The 15,223-nt window shown below is 47.9% G+C and carries 13 protein-coding genes and 1 pseudogene; 4 read left to right on the forward strand and 10 right to left on the reverse strand.

Annotated elements, in window-relative coordinates; all coding sequences use genetic code 11:
- Positions 1 to 6: 6 nt before the first annotated feature.
- Both LCM29_RS07060 and LCM29_RS07065 read right to left on the reverse strand, forming a co-directional pair.
- On the reverse strand, positions 7 to 1,179 hold the full coding sequence (locus tag LCM29_RS07060) for an acetyl-CoA C-acetyltransferase (protein ID WP_074033549.1): 1,173 nt from the start codon (positions 1,177 to 1,179) through the stop codon (positions 7 to 9).
- A gap of 18 nt (positions 1,180 to 1,197) precedes the next feature.
- Entirely contained in the window at positions 1,198 to 3,609 is a 2,412-nt protein-coding gene (locus LCM29_RS07065; RefSeq protein ID WP_214820568.1) for a 3-hydroxyacyl-CoA dehydrogenase/enoyl-CoA hydratase family protein, read from the reverse strand.
- Positions 3,610 to 3,823: 214 nt separating this feature from the next.
- Here LCM29_RS07065 and LCM29_RS07070 point away from each other — a divergent pair, with 214 nt between their 5' ends.
- The 3 genes from LCM29_RS07070 (at position 3,824) to LCM29_RS07080 (ending at position 6,041) form a co-directional block, all read left to right on the forward strand.
- Positions 3,824 to 4,726 (forward strand): SDR family oxidoreductase, encoded by a 903-nt coding sequence (locus LCM29_RS07070; protein WP_214820570.1) that lies wholly within the window; start codon positions 3,824 to 3,826, stop codon positions 4,724 to 4,726.
- A 123-nt stretch (positions 4,727 to 4,849) separates the two neighbouring features.
- The gene (locus tag LCM29_RS07075) at positions 4,850 to 5,398 is read left to right on the forward strand and encodes a YcxB family protein (protein ID WP_224861675.1); all 549 of its coding nucleotides are present in this window, start codon (positions 4,850 to 4,852) and stop codon (positions 5,396 to 5,398) included.
- Between the two features lie 70 nt (positions 5,399 to 5,468).
- Positions 5,469 to 6,041, forward strand: a complete 573-nt coding sequence (locus tag LCM29_RS07080; protein ID WP_224861677.1) for a YcxB family protein — start codon at positions 5,469 to 5,471, stop codon at positions 6,039 to 6,041.
- A gap of 15 nt (positions 6,042 to 6,056) precedes the next feature.
- Here LCM29_RS07080 and LCM29_RS07085 read toward each other — a convergent pair whose 3' ends face one another.
- The 4 genes from LCM29_RS07085 to LCM29_RS07100 form a co-directional block, all read right to left on the reverse strand.
- Positions 6,057 to 6,974, reverse strand: coding sequence for a proline dehydrogenase family protein (locus LCM29_RS07085; protein WP_214778013.1), 918 nt, complete (start codon positions 6,972 to 6,974; stop codon positions 6,057 to 6,059).
- A 157-nt stretch (positions 6,975 to 7,131) separates the two neighbouring features.
- On the reverse strand, positions 7,132 to 7,803 hold the full coding sequence (gene trhA, locus LCM29_RS07090; protein WP_051829405.1) for a PAQR family membrane homeostasis protein TrhA: 672 nt from the start codon (positions 7,801 to 7,803) through the stop codon (positions 7,132 to 7,134).
- 95 nt (positions 7,804 to 7,898) lie between these two features.
- Positions 7,899 to 9,341: a carbon starvation protein A gene (locus LCM29_RS07095; RefSeq protein ID WP_224861679.1), complete on the reverse strand. Its 1,443-nt coding sequence runs from the start codon at positions 9,339 to 9,341 to the stop codon at positions 7,899 to 7,901.
- A gap of 175 nt (positions 9,342 to 9,516) precedes the next feature.
- Positions 9,517 to 11,802 carry a bifunctional 2',3'-cyclic-nucleotide 2'-phosphodiesterase/3'-nucleotidase gene (locus LCM29_RS07100; protein ID WP_224861681.1) on the reverse strand — a complete coding sequence of 762 codons (2,286 nt, stop codon included), beginning with the start codon at positions 11,800 to 11,802 and terminating at the stop codon, positions 9,517 to 9,519.
- Positions 11,803 to 11,944: 142 nt separating this feature from the next.
- On the opposite strand from LCM29_RS07100, the gene LCM29_RS07105 reads away from it, so the two are divergent.
- Positions 11,945 to 12,181 (forward strand): hypothetical protein, encoded by a 237-nt coding sequence (locus LCM29_RS07105; protein ID WP_214746134.1) that lies wholly within the window; start codon positions 11,945 to 11,947, stop codon positions 12,179 to 12,181.
- 160 nt (positions 12,182 to 12,341) lie between these two features.
- On the opposite strand, the gene LCM29_RS07110 is transcribed toward LCM29_RS07105, so the two are convergent.
- The 4 genes and pseudogenes from LCM29_RS07110 to secA2 form a co-directional block, all read right to left on the reverse strand.
- Positions 12,342 to 12,830, reverse strand: coding sequence for a hypothetical protein (locus tag LCM29_RS07110; RefSeq protein ID WP_214746131.1), 489 nt, complete (start codon positions 12,828 to 12,830; stop codon positions 12,342 to 12,344).
- A gap of 21 nt (positions 12,831 to 12,851) precedes the next feature.
- Positions 12,852 to 14,186, reverse strand: coding sequence for a hypothetical protein (locus LCM29_RS07115; RefSeq protein ID WP_214746129.1), 1,335 nt, complete (start codon positions 14,184 to 14,186; stop codon positions 12,852 to 12,854).
- A gap of 99 nt (positions 14,187 to 14,285) precedes the next feature.
- Positions 14,286 to 14,738 (reverse strand): SLAP domain-containing protein, encoded by a 453-nt coding sequence (locus tag LCM29_RS15300; RefSeq protein WP_412093984.1) that lies wholly within the window; start codon positions 14,736 to 14,738, stop codon positions 14,286 to 14,288.
- A pseudogene (secA2, locus tag LCM29_RS15305) lies at positions 14,727 to 15,173 on the reverse strand (accessory Sec system translocase SecA2); the annotation flags it as partial. The gene LCM29_RS15300 and the pseudogene secA2, both read right to left, overlap by 12 nt.
- Between the last annotated feature and the right edge of the window lie 50 nt (positions 15,174 to 15,223).

The following is a 15,223-nucleotide window of genomic DNA, read 5'->3' on the forward strand; positions in this document are numbered from 1 at the left end:
TCCCCCTTAAAGTAATTCGAAGACACCAGCCGCGCCCATTCCGCCGCCGATACACATCGTGACAACCCCATACTTCTCATTGCGTCGTTTCATCTCATGCAAGATCGAGACAGAAAGTTTTGCTCCTGTACATCCGAGTGGGTGACCGAGGGCGATAGCGCCACCGTTCACGTTCACTTTCGATGGATCGATTCCGAGTTCACGGATGACACCGAGTGATTGGCTCGCGAACGCTTCGTTCAACTCGAACAATCCGACTTCTTCTAACTTCACGCCAGCCATTTCGAGTGCTTTTGGAATGGCGACGACTGGACCGATCCCCATCACTTCCGGACGGACACCGCCGACTGCGAACGAGAGGAACTTCGCCATCGGTTGTAACCCTTGGCGTTCTGCTTCTTCACGGTCCATGACGAGGACAGCTGCCGCTCCGTCTGACACTTGTGAGGCGTTACCCGCCGTGACCGAACCTTTGATTTTGAAAGCTGGGCGAAGTTTACCGAGCGCTTCGATTGTCGAATCGGCACGGACACCTTCGTCATGCTTCACGACTTTCTCTACTTCCGCGACTTTACCGTCTTCACCGAGCACGTGCTCGATGACCGTCACAGGAGCGATTTCTTCCTGGAACTTGCCACCCGCGATGGCTGCCGCCGCTTTTTGATGACTGTTGATAGCGAACGCATCTTGGTCTTCGCGCGAGATGTTATATTCGGCCGCGACACGCTCTGCCGTATGACCCATGCTCATGTAGTACTCAGGTGCCGTCTCCATGATGTGTGGGTTTGGACGGATGACATGCCCACCCATCGGTACTTGGCTCATCGACTCCATACCGCCGGCGATGATTGCCGTTGCTTGACCGATCATGATTTTTGCCGCCGCATCTGCGATGGCTTGAAGACCTGACGAGCAGTAGCGGTTGATGGTGATCGCTGGAACTTCGTGCGACAGTCCCCCCCGGACCGCCGCATAGCGAGCGATGTTCATCCCTTGCTCCGCTTCTGGCATCGCACAACCCATGATGACGTCATCAATCGGGCCTTTATATCCTGAACGCTCAAGCGTTGCCTTGATGGCATATCCCGCGAGCTCGTCCGAACGAACGTTACGGAACGAACCGCGTTTTGCTTTTCCGACCGGCGTCCGTGCGCCGGCTACGATGACTGCTTCCCTCATCTGTTATGTCCCCCTTTATCAGTTCCGTAGTGGTTTGCCTTTCACGAGCATATGTTGCATCCGTTGTTGTGACTTCGGCTCCCCGATGAGGCTCAAGAAGGCTTCACGCTCGATGTCGAGGAAGTACTGTTCGTCGACGAGCGTACCGTATGCCAAATCGCCACCACTGATGACATGTGCGAGTTTCTTCGCAATCTTCAAATCATGCTCTGAAATATAACCGCCGTAGAACATTTCGTACGCCGCGAGTTCAAGCGTCGCTTTACCCGTTTGACCGACGACTGGTAACTTCTCACGAACCGGTGCCGTATATCCATCGGCAAGTTCGAGTACCGTCTGTTTCGCATCGAACGTCAAGTGATCACGGTTCATCGAGATCCCGTCGACCGCACGGTGGTAACCGAGTGTCTTCGCATCAAATGCCGACTTCGATACTTTCGCCATCGCGATGTTCTCGAACGTCTGTTGCGCCGCCTTCTCGATGTTTTGCATCGATTTTGGCGTCTGTTCGAGGAGACGACGATACGTGTTGACGTTTCCGCCCCCACCTGGGATAAGACCGACACCGACTTCGACGAGACCCATATATGTCTCAAGCGCGGCTTGCATACGTGCTGCCGGTAAGCTAATTTCCGTTCCGCCACCAAGCGTCATGCCGTATGGTGCGGCGACGACCGGACGACTTGAATAACGAATCTTTTGAACGACTTGTTGGAACTTGTTGATGATCCAATCGAGTTCGAACCAGTTTTCGTCTTCTGCTTCCATGAGCATCATCGCAAGGTTTGCGCCGACACAGAAGTTCTTGCCGTCGTTCGCGAGGACCATTCCTTTGAAATCTTGCTCGACACGGTCAATCGACTGTTCGATCATCTGCATGATGTCGACACCGATCGCGTTGTTTGGTGATGTGAATTCGAGTGCGACGACGTCATCGCCGATATCGACGAGGCGTGCCCCACCGTTTTCTAAGATGATGCCGTTTGATTTTGCGAGTGGCTTGAGTTTCAATTCTTTCGGGTTGACGGTCTTCTCGACATACGCCTTCGACGCTTTATCGTAATACTGGTCTCCCTTATAGAATGACGTGTTACCTGCAGCAAGCATCTCATCGATCCATGCCGGGACGTCGTAGCCTTCCGCTTTCATACGTTCGACTGATTTTTCAACACCGAGGGCATCCCACATCTCGAACGGTCCGAATTTCCAACCGAAGCCCCACTTCATCGCATCGTCAATCGCAACGATTGTGTCTGCAATCTCACCAGTAAGACGTGCCGAGTAAGCGAGCGTCTTCGCCGTGATTGGCCAGAGCAGTTGTCCGACGCGACCTTTGTTCAAGATGGCACCTTTCAACTTCGCTTTCGAACCAGGAAGTGATTTGATTTGATCAAGTTCAGGACCTGTAATCGCTTTCAATTGTTCGTATTCGAACGTCTGAAGATTCAATTCCTGAATGACCTTTCCTTCTTTCTTATAGAAGCCTTGACCGGCCTTTTGTCCGATCCAACCTTTTTCCACGAGTTGCTTCATTTCTGAAGGGACGTCGAACGTGTCCTTCTCTTCCCCAGCTTCGAGCGTCTCGTAGACGTTACCCGCCACGTGGACGAACGTGTCGATTCCGACGACATCGAGTGTGCGGAACGTCGCAGATTTCGGACGACCGATGAGTGGACCTGTGATCGAATCCATCTCTCCGATTGACGCGTTTTGCTTGAGCATCTCTTCGAACGTGACGAGGAGACCGTATGTCCCGATGCGGTTACCGATGAAGTTCGGCGTGTCTTTGGCTTCGACGACACCTTTCCCGAGTCGGTCTTCCGCGAAGCGTGACATGAAGTCGATGACCGGGCGTGCTGTCTTCTCCGTCGGGATGAGTTCGAGCAACTTCAAGTAGCGCGGTGGGTTGAAGAAGTGCGTTCCGAGGAAGCGTGATTTCAATCCTTCTGGAAGGGCACTTGCCATCGCTTCGATGGAGATCCCTGACGTGTTCGAGCTAAGGATCGCATCTTCACGGATGTAAGGTGCGATCTTCTCGAAGAGCTGTTGCTTCACATCGAGGCGCTCGACGACGACTTCGATGACCCAGTCCGCTTCTTTCAAACGCTCTAAATCATCTTCTAAGTTCCCGACTTCGATGAAGTTGAGATGGTCGGCTGTCGCAAGTGGTGCCGGATTTTGTTTCAATAGCTTCTGACGGTTTTCTGAGGCGATGCGATTTCGTACTTCTGGTGACTCGAGCGTCAACCCTTTCGCTTCCTCTTTTGCTGTCAATTCACGTGGTACGATGTCGAGCATGAGCGAACGAATCCCCGCGTTCGCCAAGTGAGCCGCAATCCCCGCCCCCATTACTCCTGAACCGATGACGACCGCAAAACGAATTGAGTTCGTCAAACGGAGGTCGGTTGATTGTTCGATGTGACTCGTCATAGTGTTCCCCCCTAAAATGAGAATGAATAGTGATTCATTTCACGCGTAAAAAAAATCGCAATCACCATCGTGTTTACTCTTCTATCATAAATGAATGAACATTCATTCGCAAGCGTTCATTTTTCAATTTCATTCCATTTTTTGATTGAACGATTAGTTTTCAATCGATGTGGTATAGACAAAAAGAGTCAAATTTAGAAAGGGGAATGTACGCATGCGCGATAATCGTCTGAACACTGCAGGTAGTCGAAAGGATTTTGAGTCGTTTAAAAAGGACGCACAAGAACAGGCGCACCAACCAGGAATCGATTCGAAGATGGAGCCCTTCCCCATCTATGAACGGGAAGACTATAAGGGAAGTGACAAGTTAAAAGACAAGGTCGCGATCATCACCGGCGGGGATTCCGGGATTGGGAAATCGGTCGCCATCTTCTTCGCCCACGAAGGTGCGAACTCGGTCATCGTTTATAAGGACCAAAACGAGCTCGAGGACGCGGAAGCGACGAAAGAACGGATTGAAGATTTGGGTCAAGCCTGCCTCTTGCTGCAAGGAGACCTCGGGGAATCTTCCTTCTGTCAACGAATCGTCGAGGAGACGCTCGAGACGTTCGGTCACATCGACATCCTCGTCAATAACGCCGCCGAGCAGCATCCGCAGGAATCACTCCTCGACATCTCGGACGAACAGCTCGAGAAGACGTTCCGCACGAACATCTTCAGCATGTTCTACTTAACGAAAGCCGCGCTCCCCTACTTAAAAGAAGGAGCGAGCATCATCAATACAACTTCGATCACGGCATATGAAGGAAACGATCAGCTAATCGACTATGCGTCGACGAAAGGCGCCATCACCGCGTTCACCCGCTCGCTCGCCAAAAACTTGGCGGACAAGAAGATTCGCGTCAATGGGGTCGCGCCAGGACCGATTTGGACACCGCTCATCCCATCGACGTTCGATGCAGAGAAGGTCAAATCGTTCGGGGACTCTTCCGGTATGAAACGTCCGGGGCAACCGGCCGAACTCGCACCGGCCTATGTCTATCTTGCAAGCGATGACTCGACGTATGTCAGTGGCCAAGTCATTCACGTCAATGGTGGTACAGTGATTAATGGATAATTTTGAAACAGGCTCAGTCATCATGTACTGAGTCTGTTTTTATGGGAAATTAATCCACTACATGATACAGTGGTTAACAGATATTACTTCGTTAATCAGATGAAAGGAAGGAGTTAGTGATAGATGATTCATTATCAATTGACAAAAAATGATTTTTTCATGCTACAAAAAAATTTTATTGAAAACTCGGTTTCGGAAAAACGGAAATCTTTACTTATCACGATTGTACTCATGTTGCTGACAGCTTTTTATGGATTTGCCCTCGCAATCACCTTGTTACCTGAAACAATGTCCGCCGCTATCATCCTCATACTCGCTGTCGGTACCGCTGTTGTAGCACCGCTTCTCTTGTTCCCATTCTTCAAGAAAGTGCATTTTACAATTAGGCTGAAACTATTACGTTCCATATTTCGACAGGAATCGAAATGGCCACGTGACTTGACATTATCAATTTATGAGAACGGAATTGAAGTCAACTCTCTCCACAACGCCGTCAATAAACAGGTTCGAGTCTCATGGAAAGCAATTGAAAGAGTAAGTGAAGACGAAACCAACTATTATCTATACATCGAAGCGACGGAAGCAATTATTATACCGAAGCGAAAGTTGCGTGAGACTAATCAAACAACCCTCAATCACTTGTTACAAAAATACTTAAATATCACTCTCTAAGCAACTATATTCAAGGTTCAATACTCCCTAGACATACATGCATATGACAAACTACAAAGGAGCAGATGTTATGGTCACCACGTACAAACTGACGCTTGAAGATTTTTCAGCTTTCCAAAACGACATGATTCACCATTCTGATCAACATAAACGAATTCGCAGCGTATGGTTGAAATATATGAATATTCCGCTATTCGCGCTTGGGTTCATTGCTACAATCTTATTATTTCCTAATCTCGAATCGACGATGACCAAATTGTTGATCACATTCGGAATTGGGATGTTGTTCGCCCTATTACTTAGACCGCTGTTAAAAGATTTACATGCCCCACTCTACCTTTGGCAGATCCGTCGCACCCTCAAAAAACAGAACGTTTGGCCAAAAGACATTAAGCTTCAGTTTTCTGAAACTCACGTCGAAATGCAAGCCGTTCGCGGTAGTATCCACCGTACGACACAAGTTCCTTGGACATCTATTCTTCGCGTATATCAAGACGATTCGTATCGCTTCCTTTATTATGAAGAGGATGAAGCTTTGATTATCCCGAAAATGAAAGATGGGATTACCGAAGTCGAACAAAGTGAAATCGATCGGATACTCGAAAAACATCTACACACAGAAAAGCACACAAGTTCAACGTGAACTCGTGTGCTTGTTTTATTTCTTCACCATTCCTTTTAATACGAACGCCACGTTCGCCGGACGCTCCGCGAGGCGGCGCATGAAGTATCCGTACCAGTCACGACCGTATGGCACGTAGACACGGACTTTGTATCCTTGGCGTACGAGCTCGAGTTGACGCTCGACACGGATGCCGTATAGCATCTGGAACTCGAACTGGTCGAGTGGGATGTTGTTTTCTTTGACGTGCTCGATGACGGCGTCAATCATATGGTCATCGTGTGTCGCGATGGATGCGTAGTTCCCGTTCGCAAGATGGAGTTTGACGAGCTTCACGTAGTTATGGTCGACGTCCTCTTTTTCAGGGAACGCGACCGTCGCCGGCTCTTTGTATGCCCCTTTGACGATCCGGAGGTTCGGCTTGAGCGGTGCGAGGTGATTGATGTCATCTTCCGAGCGATATAAGTACGACTGGATGACCGTCCCGAGACCGTCGAATTCAGACTTCAGCTTTTTGAACAATTCGAGCGTCTTCTCACAGCGCTGCTCATCTTCCATATCAATGGCCACAAAGACCCCGACTCTTTGTGCGACCGTCAAAATTTGACGCATGTTGTCTTCAATCAACTCGTCCGAGATATCGAATCCGAGTGACGTCAACTTGAGTGACATATAGGCATCTAATTGCTCTTCTGCCATAATTTCAATCGCACGCATGATCTCGTCGCGATTCGTATTCGCCTCTTCGACCGTCTTAATAAATTCCCCGAGGTGGTCGACCGTGACCGACAACCCTTTCGCGTTCAATTCGCGAATCGTCGGAACGGAAGCCTTAAAGTCTTCCCCTGCTACAAAGCGTGATGCACCAAATCGTAGGCCATATTTCTTTGCCAAACTGTTGAGTGTTTTGTTTTGTGACATGTAGATAAATCCATCGCGCAACACTTTTTCCATCTGATTTTCCCCCTTACTTTTACACCCATCTATCTCTATGATGATGTCTGCAATTATTATGACACACAAACGTCAATTCGTCTGTATTTTTGTAACCGTTTGCAGCACTTTCTTCCCAACTTTTCAAAAAAGACAGACGCCCCGTAGGACGGCTGTCTTATAGGCTTGTCGAAGGTGCGACATAGAGCAAAATACTGAGGAAGATGAACACACTTCCGGCTAGGACGAACAAGTGCCAAATCGCATGGTTGAACGGCAGTTTTTGCCACACATAAAACACGATTCCGACCGAATAGGCGATCCCTCCTGCGAGGAGAAGCATGAACCCTTGATGCCCGAGTGATTCATATAGCGGACGGATGGCGATGATGCAGATCCAGCCGAGTGCGAGATACGTCACATTCGACACCCACATATACTTCCCGGTCGAAAACAGTTTCCAGACAATCCCGAGAATCGCCACTCCCCATACGATCCCGAACAACGTCCAGCCGAGCGTCCCGTGAAGCGTCACAAGGGCGAACGGCGTATAGCTTCCGGCGATGAGTAAGTAAATCCCCGCGTGGTCGAACACTTGCAGCACCCGCTTCGCCCGTGGATGCGGGATGGCGTGCATGAGCGTCGAGAATAAGTAGAGTAAAATCATCGATGCCCCGAACACACTTACCGCCGTGACGTTCCACGTGCTCCCACTTTCCGTCGCACTCATGACGAGTAAGACGAGGGCGACGATGCTGAAGATGACTCCTAAGCCGTGCGTGATCGCGCTCGCAATCTCTTCCCCGAGCGTGTCGGCATGGAGCATCTCTTTGAGTTGTTCTTGTTTCATATGCTCCCACCTTCCATAACTGTTCCTTCTAGTATGGACATTTCCCGATTCGAACGCAAACAAAAACACGGGCTACCGATTAGCCCGTGTCGAGATTATGCGACTTCTTTCACCGGAACGTCACATTCCATTTGTGCAGCCCGCATGGCGCGTGCCCGTTTGTGGAACAAGACGAGCAGCGTCAACGTACCGAGTGTCGAAATGACATACGGAAGGACCCCGTCCAGCTTGAATCCAATCGGTGCCGTCAAAATATAGAACCAGACCGCATACAACATGAACGTCCCCGGAAGGAGCGCGATGTAATGGTTCTTCCCTTTGATGTAGAGGTACATCGCCCCGACGAACAGTGCGATGACCGCCGTCGTCTGGTTCGCCCAGTTGAAGTATTGCCAAAGCATCTGGAAGTCCATGTTCGTGAGCACGTATGAGATCGCGAAGAGTGGAAGTGCGATCCAGAGGCGCGACGAGAACTTCTTCTGTGCGATCGACAAGTAGTCCGCGATGATCATACGGGCACTACGGAATGCCGTGTCGCCTGACGTGATCGGTAAGACGATGACACCGAGAATCGCGAGCGTTCCACCGATGCTACCGAGCATGAGTGTCGCCACTTCTTGGACGACGAGTGCCGGCGTCCCTGAGTTGATGAGTCCAAGCAATTCACCTGGCTCGAAGATGGCCATCGCAGCCCCAGCCCAAATCATGGCAATGACTGCTTCGGCGATCATCATACCGTAAAAGATTTCACGCCCGTTGCTTTCTTTCATCGTCGTCCGCGAAATGATCGGCGACTGTGTCGCATGGAAGCCAGAGAGCGCCCCACACGAAATCGTGAAGAAGAGGAGCGGCCAGATCGGCAAGCCGTCCGGATGCATGTTCGTCAATGTCATCTCCGGGATTTGGTAGCCTTGTGCGAACAAGCTGACCGCGATCCCGATAGCACTGACGACGAGTAGTGCCCCGAAGAACGGATAGATGCGCCCGATGATCTTATCGACCGGAAGGAGCGTCGCCAAGATATAGTAGGCGAACACGCCGAAAATGACGAGCATGAGCGTCGATGCGTTTCCGTCGAACAAGTTGTTGATCATGTTACTCGGAGACGTGACGAACACCGTTCCGACGAGTAACAGAAGTAAAAGTGCGAATCCGTTGACGATGTGGCGGAGCGAGCGTCCGAGGAACTTCTCCGCTAGTTGTGGCAAGTGTGCACCGTTATTCCGAAGGGAAATCATTCCTGTCAAATAGTCGTGTACCGCCCCGGCAAAAATCGACCCGAAGACGATCCAAAGAAATGCGACCGGTCCGTAGAGCGCCCCCATGATCGGTCCAAAGATTGGTCCGACACCGGCGATGTTCAGTAATTGAATCATCGAGTTCCGTTTTTTACCCATCGGCACGTAGTCGATGCCGTCCTGGGAAGCGTAAGCGGGCGTCGTCCGCTCTTCCTTGATGCCGAACGTCTTCTCGACGTAACGACCATATACCAAATACCCGACCAAAAGTAGTGCGAGTGCGACAAAGAATGTAATCATCTGTCAGTCCCCTTTTCCGTCCATATGTAGCTGATCCCCGTCAGCTCTTCGGTTTACATGTGTCATGTAACCGATTACATGATTGATTATACAAGAAGAATCTATTAAATGTAAGGGTTTTCATTCACATTTTTGCCACAAAAAATGAGCCCCCATTCAGGAAGCTCATTTCCAATTAACGAAGCGCTGGTTCACCGACGTGGCCGGCACCGACGACTTTCATTTCTGACTTCGTCTGACCGTCTTTTTCACTGACGACTTCGACTGTTTGGCGAAGCTTGAGCGGTTTGACAGACAGTACATATTCCCCGTTCTCATTTGCGACCGTCTCAGCCAATACACGATTGCCGTCGCGAAGCGTCACGTCAGCTCCAGGAGCCGTCATACCCGTCACGCGTTTTGAACCTGGTTTGATCGTATCTACCGTGAGGGTCAATACGAACTCTGGTGCTGTCGGCTCGAGACCGAGCGTATACGTCCGGAAGAGACGCCCCGCTGCGTCCGCACGAGTCGCGTCTGTCGCTTCGATGCCTTCGTAAAGGTTCAAGTACTGCTTGCCGGCATCTGCTGTCTCAAATGTCACAGAACGTTTTGCGTCCGTGACAATCTTCCAGTTGTTGTCGGCTTTATAGTCCAAGTTGCTGCCACTCGACACGATATAGTCCGAGATGACGTTACGTGTCTCATACGCTGAGCGATAGACGATGTTCTTCCCGCCACCGAGACCCGGGAACGAAGACGAGCCGGCACGGTAGTTGTTCGTCGCGACCAAGAATTCTTGGTCCATCGTGATCGGTTGACCGTTATACTCGACGTTCTTCACACGATTGGCGTTCTCGTTGACGAGCTTCCCGCCGACATCGAACTTCGCCGGACCTGTGACATCGATCTCATACGTCAAACCGTCGAGGACATCGAAGTTATAGCTACGGAACTGGAGGTTGAGGAGGTTTTCCCCATCTGTCTCGATTTGGTCATATGCCCCCGCTGACATCTCGAGCCAGTCCATGACGTCTTTCCCTGTCACTTTGACGACTTCAAGCGTGTTCGGATAGACATATAGGTCCGCCACGTTCTTCAAGGCGATTTGACCTTTCGGGATGTTCGTGTAATAGCTTGCGTCCGTCAACTCACGCCCACCCGCTTTGAACGGTGCCCCTGCCGACAAGAGTGGCAGGCCTTTATAAGGTGAAAGCTCCGGGTTCGTCTCGAGTTCTTTCTCGACGTACCATTTCTGTGCGTTCGTCACGAACTGGACCGATGCATCGTCACGGACGAGCGCGAAGTAGCTTTGAATATCGTCTTGAATTTGTCCGACCGGTTGGTTGATGTAGTCGATCGTCGCCAAGTGGTCGTCTTCGATCAACGCTTGGATTGTCGGGTCGACCGCCGTATCGGCTGTCACCGTGTCGAGCGCGGCCGATGCGTCAAGAATCTGCCATTTGCCGTCGACGAGCTCGAGTTCGAAATCGATGACGCCGAGGTCTTTCCCTTGGTTGTTCGCCATGACGACCGGTTTGCCGTTGATCGTCCCTTTTGCCATATCGACGTTCGGGAACGAAGCGAACATACCTTTCGCATCCGGGAAGCGACCGTGCTGGTGCCCCGTCATGACCATGTCGAGCCCATCAATCTTCGTGAGCGCATATCCGACGTTCTCTTCGCTGTCGAGTTGTTCGTCCGCAAGTGCTGCACTTTCGCCGATGCCTGAGTGCGCGAGCGCGACGACGACGTCTGCTCCTTGGTCTTTCAATTTTTGAACCGATTCACGTGCCGATGGGATGATGTCCTCTGCCGTCACGCGACCTTGTAGGTTTCCTGAATCCCATGACATGATTTTCGGCGGAACGACACCGAACACACCGACTTTGATTGTATGTGTTTCCCCGTCTGTGTCCGTGACCGTCCGTTCGATGATTTGGACCTCTTGTCCATCCACGTTGAACTTCGAGACGATCGGGTTGCCTTCTAAGTCTTTGACGTTCGAGTTGACGAAACGGAGCTTCCCTTTCGATCCTTCCATCGCGTTGTACAAGAATTCGAGCCCGAAGTTGAATTCGTGGTTCCCGAGTGTGACGGCGTCATAGTTGAGTGCTGCCATCGCCTTATACATCGGATGTTCGAACGCTTCATTCTTGCCCGCTTGAAGCTCACGGACGTAGTCGCCAAACGGTGTCCCTTGAATCGTATCGCCGTTATCGAACAAGAACGTGTTCGATTCCCCAGCGGCTGTACGATGTTCATTGATGAGTGTCGCGACTTTCGTCAACCCGATCGTGTTGTCGACTTTGTCTTGGAAGTAGTCATAGTTCGTGATGTTCGTATGTAAGTCTGTCGTCTCTAAGAAACGGAGCTTGACGATATCCTCGTCGACTTCTGCCAAAACGTTTGGTGCCTGTAGCGGTAAAACGGTTGGTAACACGAGCGCGGTCGCGATCGACCATTTTAAGGCTGTTTTCATGTTCATTTCCCCTTTTTACAAAAAATGACCTAACCTCTTTCACTATACCACCCGTTTGTAAACGCCACCATTATTTTTTGTAAAAATTGACGGATATTTAGACTAGGATGAAAGTACACTAATTGCGAGGAGAGGGAGCTCGTTGATTATCGAAATTGATGGCTATTGGGGCAGCGTTTGCCTGAGCGGAAAGAAGTGCTCCAAACAGAGAATAAGTGAAATGTATCGACAAACGAAAGAAATGGTGACCTATATACAAGACTTTCCGGACATGTTTTGTCGGCTCTACGGTTTTGACCGTATTCCGTATTCAGACGAGGTGAGCATCGATCTCGTCCTAGACACGGACACGGACCATATTTATACCCCGTTTGAATAAGTACACGAAAAGACTCAACCCCTCCAATCGGAGAAGTTGAGCTTTTTCATGTAGCGTTGAATTTTCCCATACATCGCGTTTTCTTTTTAATCGTATAGTGATGCGTTCTCAAGTAATTAATCTGCTCTGTGGGTACTTATGTGACTTAAGAAACAACTTTTTAAAAATCGTTTAATTTTTTAAAGCCTTCATCGAATGTGTTAATGAAGGAATTCTCATCATAGTAAAAAGTTAAGTAAGGATTTTTTTCTTCTTTATTTTTGAAAATAACCTTGTATAGATAGTTAGTTGAAACTTCAAATTCTTGAGCATTTATAATCTCATGTTTTGATGAAATTTCCGTTTCATACATCTCAAAATCATTTTGAATCTTTTCAATATTTTTCTCATCTTCAGAAGATAAAGGAATTTTAGATGAAAGCATTAAATATTTTTTATTCTCTTCATCAATGACAACAAACGATTCATTATCAACTAAAAAAGAAGGGTTATTCGGATTCTCGAAAAATCGGCTTTCAGATTCAACGATAAATTCAAAATCATTCCCATCCACTAGTGATTTTGCTTTACTAATCGAAGATTGATTCATATAGAAAAGCACTCCCACAATAACAATTAGAAACCCTAAAATACTTATTAACTTCTTCATGATGGGACCCTACTTTCATGATTAATCTGGTGTTATTCCTTGTAAATACCAAGCTGCAGATGCCGTTCTATTAAGGTAAAGATATGCATCGCCTGTTGTAGTTGCCCAATGGTCGTTAATGCGAACAAACTCGTTAGTAAAGCTTCTCGTAATTGCAAATCGATCTTTATAAACTGTTTTATATTTTGCATAGCCTTTAACTGTGACAGTGTGAGCACCGTAAGGAGCATGATTGATACTTAAGTATGAGGGTCCGTAAGAATTAATATAACTCTTATATTCGCTATAGCTGGCGCCTAGTTTCCAACTTGGATCATTTGCAGTAGACTGAGTTCCTTTTCCCATAGCTTGGGCGCCTACTTTAAAAAGATCATCATTATGATACCAGTATACTCCATTCGCAGAACTAAAATAAGACGATTTAATCATAGCGGCATAGCCTTTGTCTCTATTCGTCTGACTTTGCGAACCGTAATGATAATTAATAATTTCTAAAGTTGCAATTACTGCGCAGTCATTTTTTTCTTTATAGATTGTCAAATCTTGATTAATTTCGCCAACACTTTTTGTAGCGCTTTCAATTTGAGTTACGCTTAAGTTGGTAATCCCACTTTCCTTATTAGGATAATACCGTAATAGCCATAATTTTGGATCAGTAATTTTGTCCCCTACACCATTCCCTTCATTGGCCCCGTAATAGATAGAATCTAAAATTTCTTCTGCAGTTTCTACATTTTCAATAAGAGGTTCTTGATTTTTTTCACTAGATTTATTTACTTTTTTAAATTCTCTCTTTAATTCCTTTAAAGATTTATTTGAGTATTTTTTATCCACTATATTATTATGTTCGTCAATTGCAAAATAGCCGAAACCATCCGAATATAATTTTGAGCTTTCTTCAAAGTATCCTTCTTGAACTGATTCATGTGAGTATCTGACGAGTTCTCCTGAAACAGAATCTACAATGATATATCCATGATCAAAAATCAACATAGTTTCTATTGCTTCTTCACTTAAATCAAATATTGGAATTACCTTCTGAATTTCAAATTCTCCTTCGACGAAGTCTTTACTCCATATGGATTGTTTATCTCCTTCTGCAATTAAAATCGCTTCAGTAAGTCCACTAGCAACAGAGACAATCAACTGCTCAGAGTTTACCGTTCTTAAAGACGAATGCATTTTTTTAGGAATTTTATCAAGTAATTTTTGCTTCATTTTTGTAGACATATCTGCAATTCGATTTTCATTTACGCTTTTTAAATTAAACGTTGCCTCAACGGTTCCTATTTGAGCAATGGGTAAAATGACAATAGTAGAAAAAATAAAACTTTTTAAAAGAAATGAATTTTTCATTAAATCACCTCCTTTTTATTCCTTTTTATAAAACCAATTACAATAATAATACAAAAAAGTATTGTAATAGTAGATACGTTACATAATAAGATGATTATGCTAATTTTTAGATAATCCCTTTAATCTTTTTTTATAAGCGACGCCATTAGTGTTTGAAATGGATATCAATGATATATGCCAAAACAAAAGCCCAAGTTCTCCGTGTCGCGGAAAACCTGGGCTTATCTTTATGAACGTGAATGGTCCTGTTGCTTCAATCGCTTCAAACGTCGCCCGCACCGGGTAAGCATGCTTCCCGCGCACCGCTTCTGTGAGGCGGACGACCATCAAGGCGACCGCTTCGTCCCCGCACATCAATTCGAGCGGTAACTGTTCGACGTTCAAGTCTTGGCCATAGCCGTTTCGGAGCAACAGCGTCGCCGTCACGTCCGACTCGTTCGTCTCGATGTGGACGAGCATCATGTTGAACTCGTTCTCGCCGACCGGTGGCGTCGACACGTTCGTCCGGGCGAGCTGTTCCCACGCGGCTGTTGAGAACGGAATTTGTCCGATTTGCTTCGCGTCACGTGTCGCGAGGTATTCGTTCACGGTGATGACGTGGACGCCTTTTCCTTCAAGCGCCTTGACGTAACTCGGCAAAGCGGCGACGAGGGTCTTCCCTTCCCCTGTCGGCATCTCCGAGATATTCCCTTCGAGAAGGGCGAATCCACCGATGAGCTGGACGTCGTAATGACGCATCCCGAGCACGCGGACCGATGCTTCGCGGACGAGGGCGAACCCTTCTTCGGCGATGTCATCGACTTTCTTTCCATCCAAGAGACGTGCCTTGAGCGTCTCCGTATATGTACGCATCTCGTCATCCGAGAGTGCTTGCATCGTTGTCTCTAAGTCGTTGATTCGCGCGACCCGTCGTTCGTACGCTTTCAAACGCCGGCTTTGATCATTCGTTAATTGTTTTACAAATTGGATCACACTAATAGCCTCCATCTTTCTGTCAATTCATCTGTTACATACTCGTCTATTATAACGAAAATCGA

Origin of the sequence: Exiguobacterium aestuarii (assembly GCF_020171655.1) — a bacterium.
GTDB lineage: Bacteria > Bacillota > Bacilli > Exiguobacteriales > Exiguobacteriaceae > Exiguobacterium > Exiguobacterium aestuarii_A.

Bases quoted from the DNA above. Each gene is read 5' to 3' on its own strand.
- LCM29_RS07060 (WP_074033549.1), bottom strand. From the start codon at position 1,179: ATGAGGGAAGCAGTCATCGTAGCCGGCGCACGGACGCCGGTCGGAAAA.
- LCM29_RS07065 (WP_214820568.1), bottom strand. From the start codon at position 3,609: ATGACGAGTCACATCGAACAATCAACCGACCTCCGTTTGACGAACTCA.
- LCM29_RS07070 (WP_214820570.1), top strand. From the start codon at position 3,824: ATGCGCGATAATCGTCTGAACACTGCAGGTAGTCGAAAGGATTTTGAG.
- LCM29_RS07075 (WP_224861675.1), top strand. From the start codon at position 4,850: ATGATTCATTATCAATTGACAAAAAATGATTTTTTCATGCTACAAAAA.
- LCM29_RS07080 (WP_224861677.1), top strand. From the start codon at position 5,469: ATGGTCACCACGTACAAACTGACGCTTGAAGATTTTTCAGCTTTCCAA.
- LCM29_RS07085 (WP_214778013.1), bottom strand. From the start codon at position 6,974: ATGGAAAAAGTGTTGCGCGATGGATTTATCTACATGTCACAAAACAAA.
- trhA (WP_051829405.1), bottom strand. From the start codon at position 7,803: ATGAAACAAGAACAACTCAAAGAGATGCTCCATGCCGACACGCTCGGG.
- LCM29_RS07095 (WP_224861679.1), bottom strand. From the start codon at position 9,341: ATGATTACATTCTTTGTCGCACTCGCACTACTTTTGGTCGGGTATTTG.
- LCM29_RS07100 (WP_224861681.1), bottom strand. From the start codon at position 11,802: ATGAAAACAGCCTTAAAATGGTCGATCGCGACCGCGCTCGTGTTACCA.
- LCM29_RS07110 (WP_214746131.1), bottom strand. From the start codon at position 12,830: ATGAAGAAGTTAATAAGTATTTTAGGGTTTCTAATTGTTATTGTGGGA.
- LCM29_RS07115 (WP_214746129.1), bottom strand. From the start codon at position 14,186: ATGAAAAATTCATTTCTTTTAAAAAGTTTTATTTTTTCTACTATTGTC.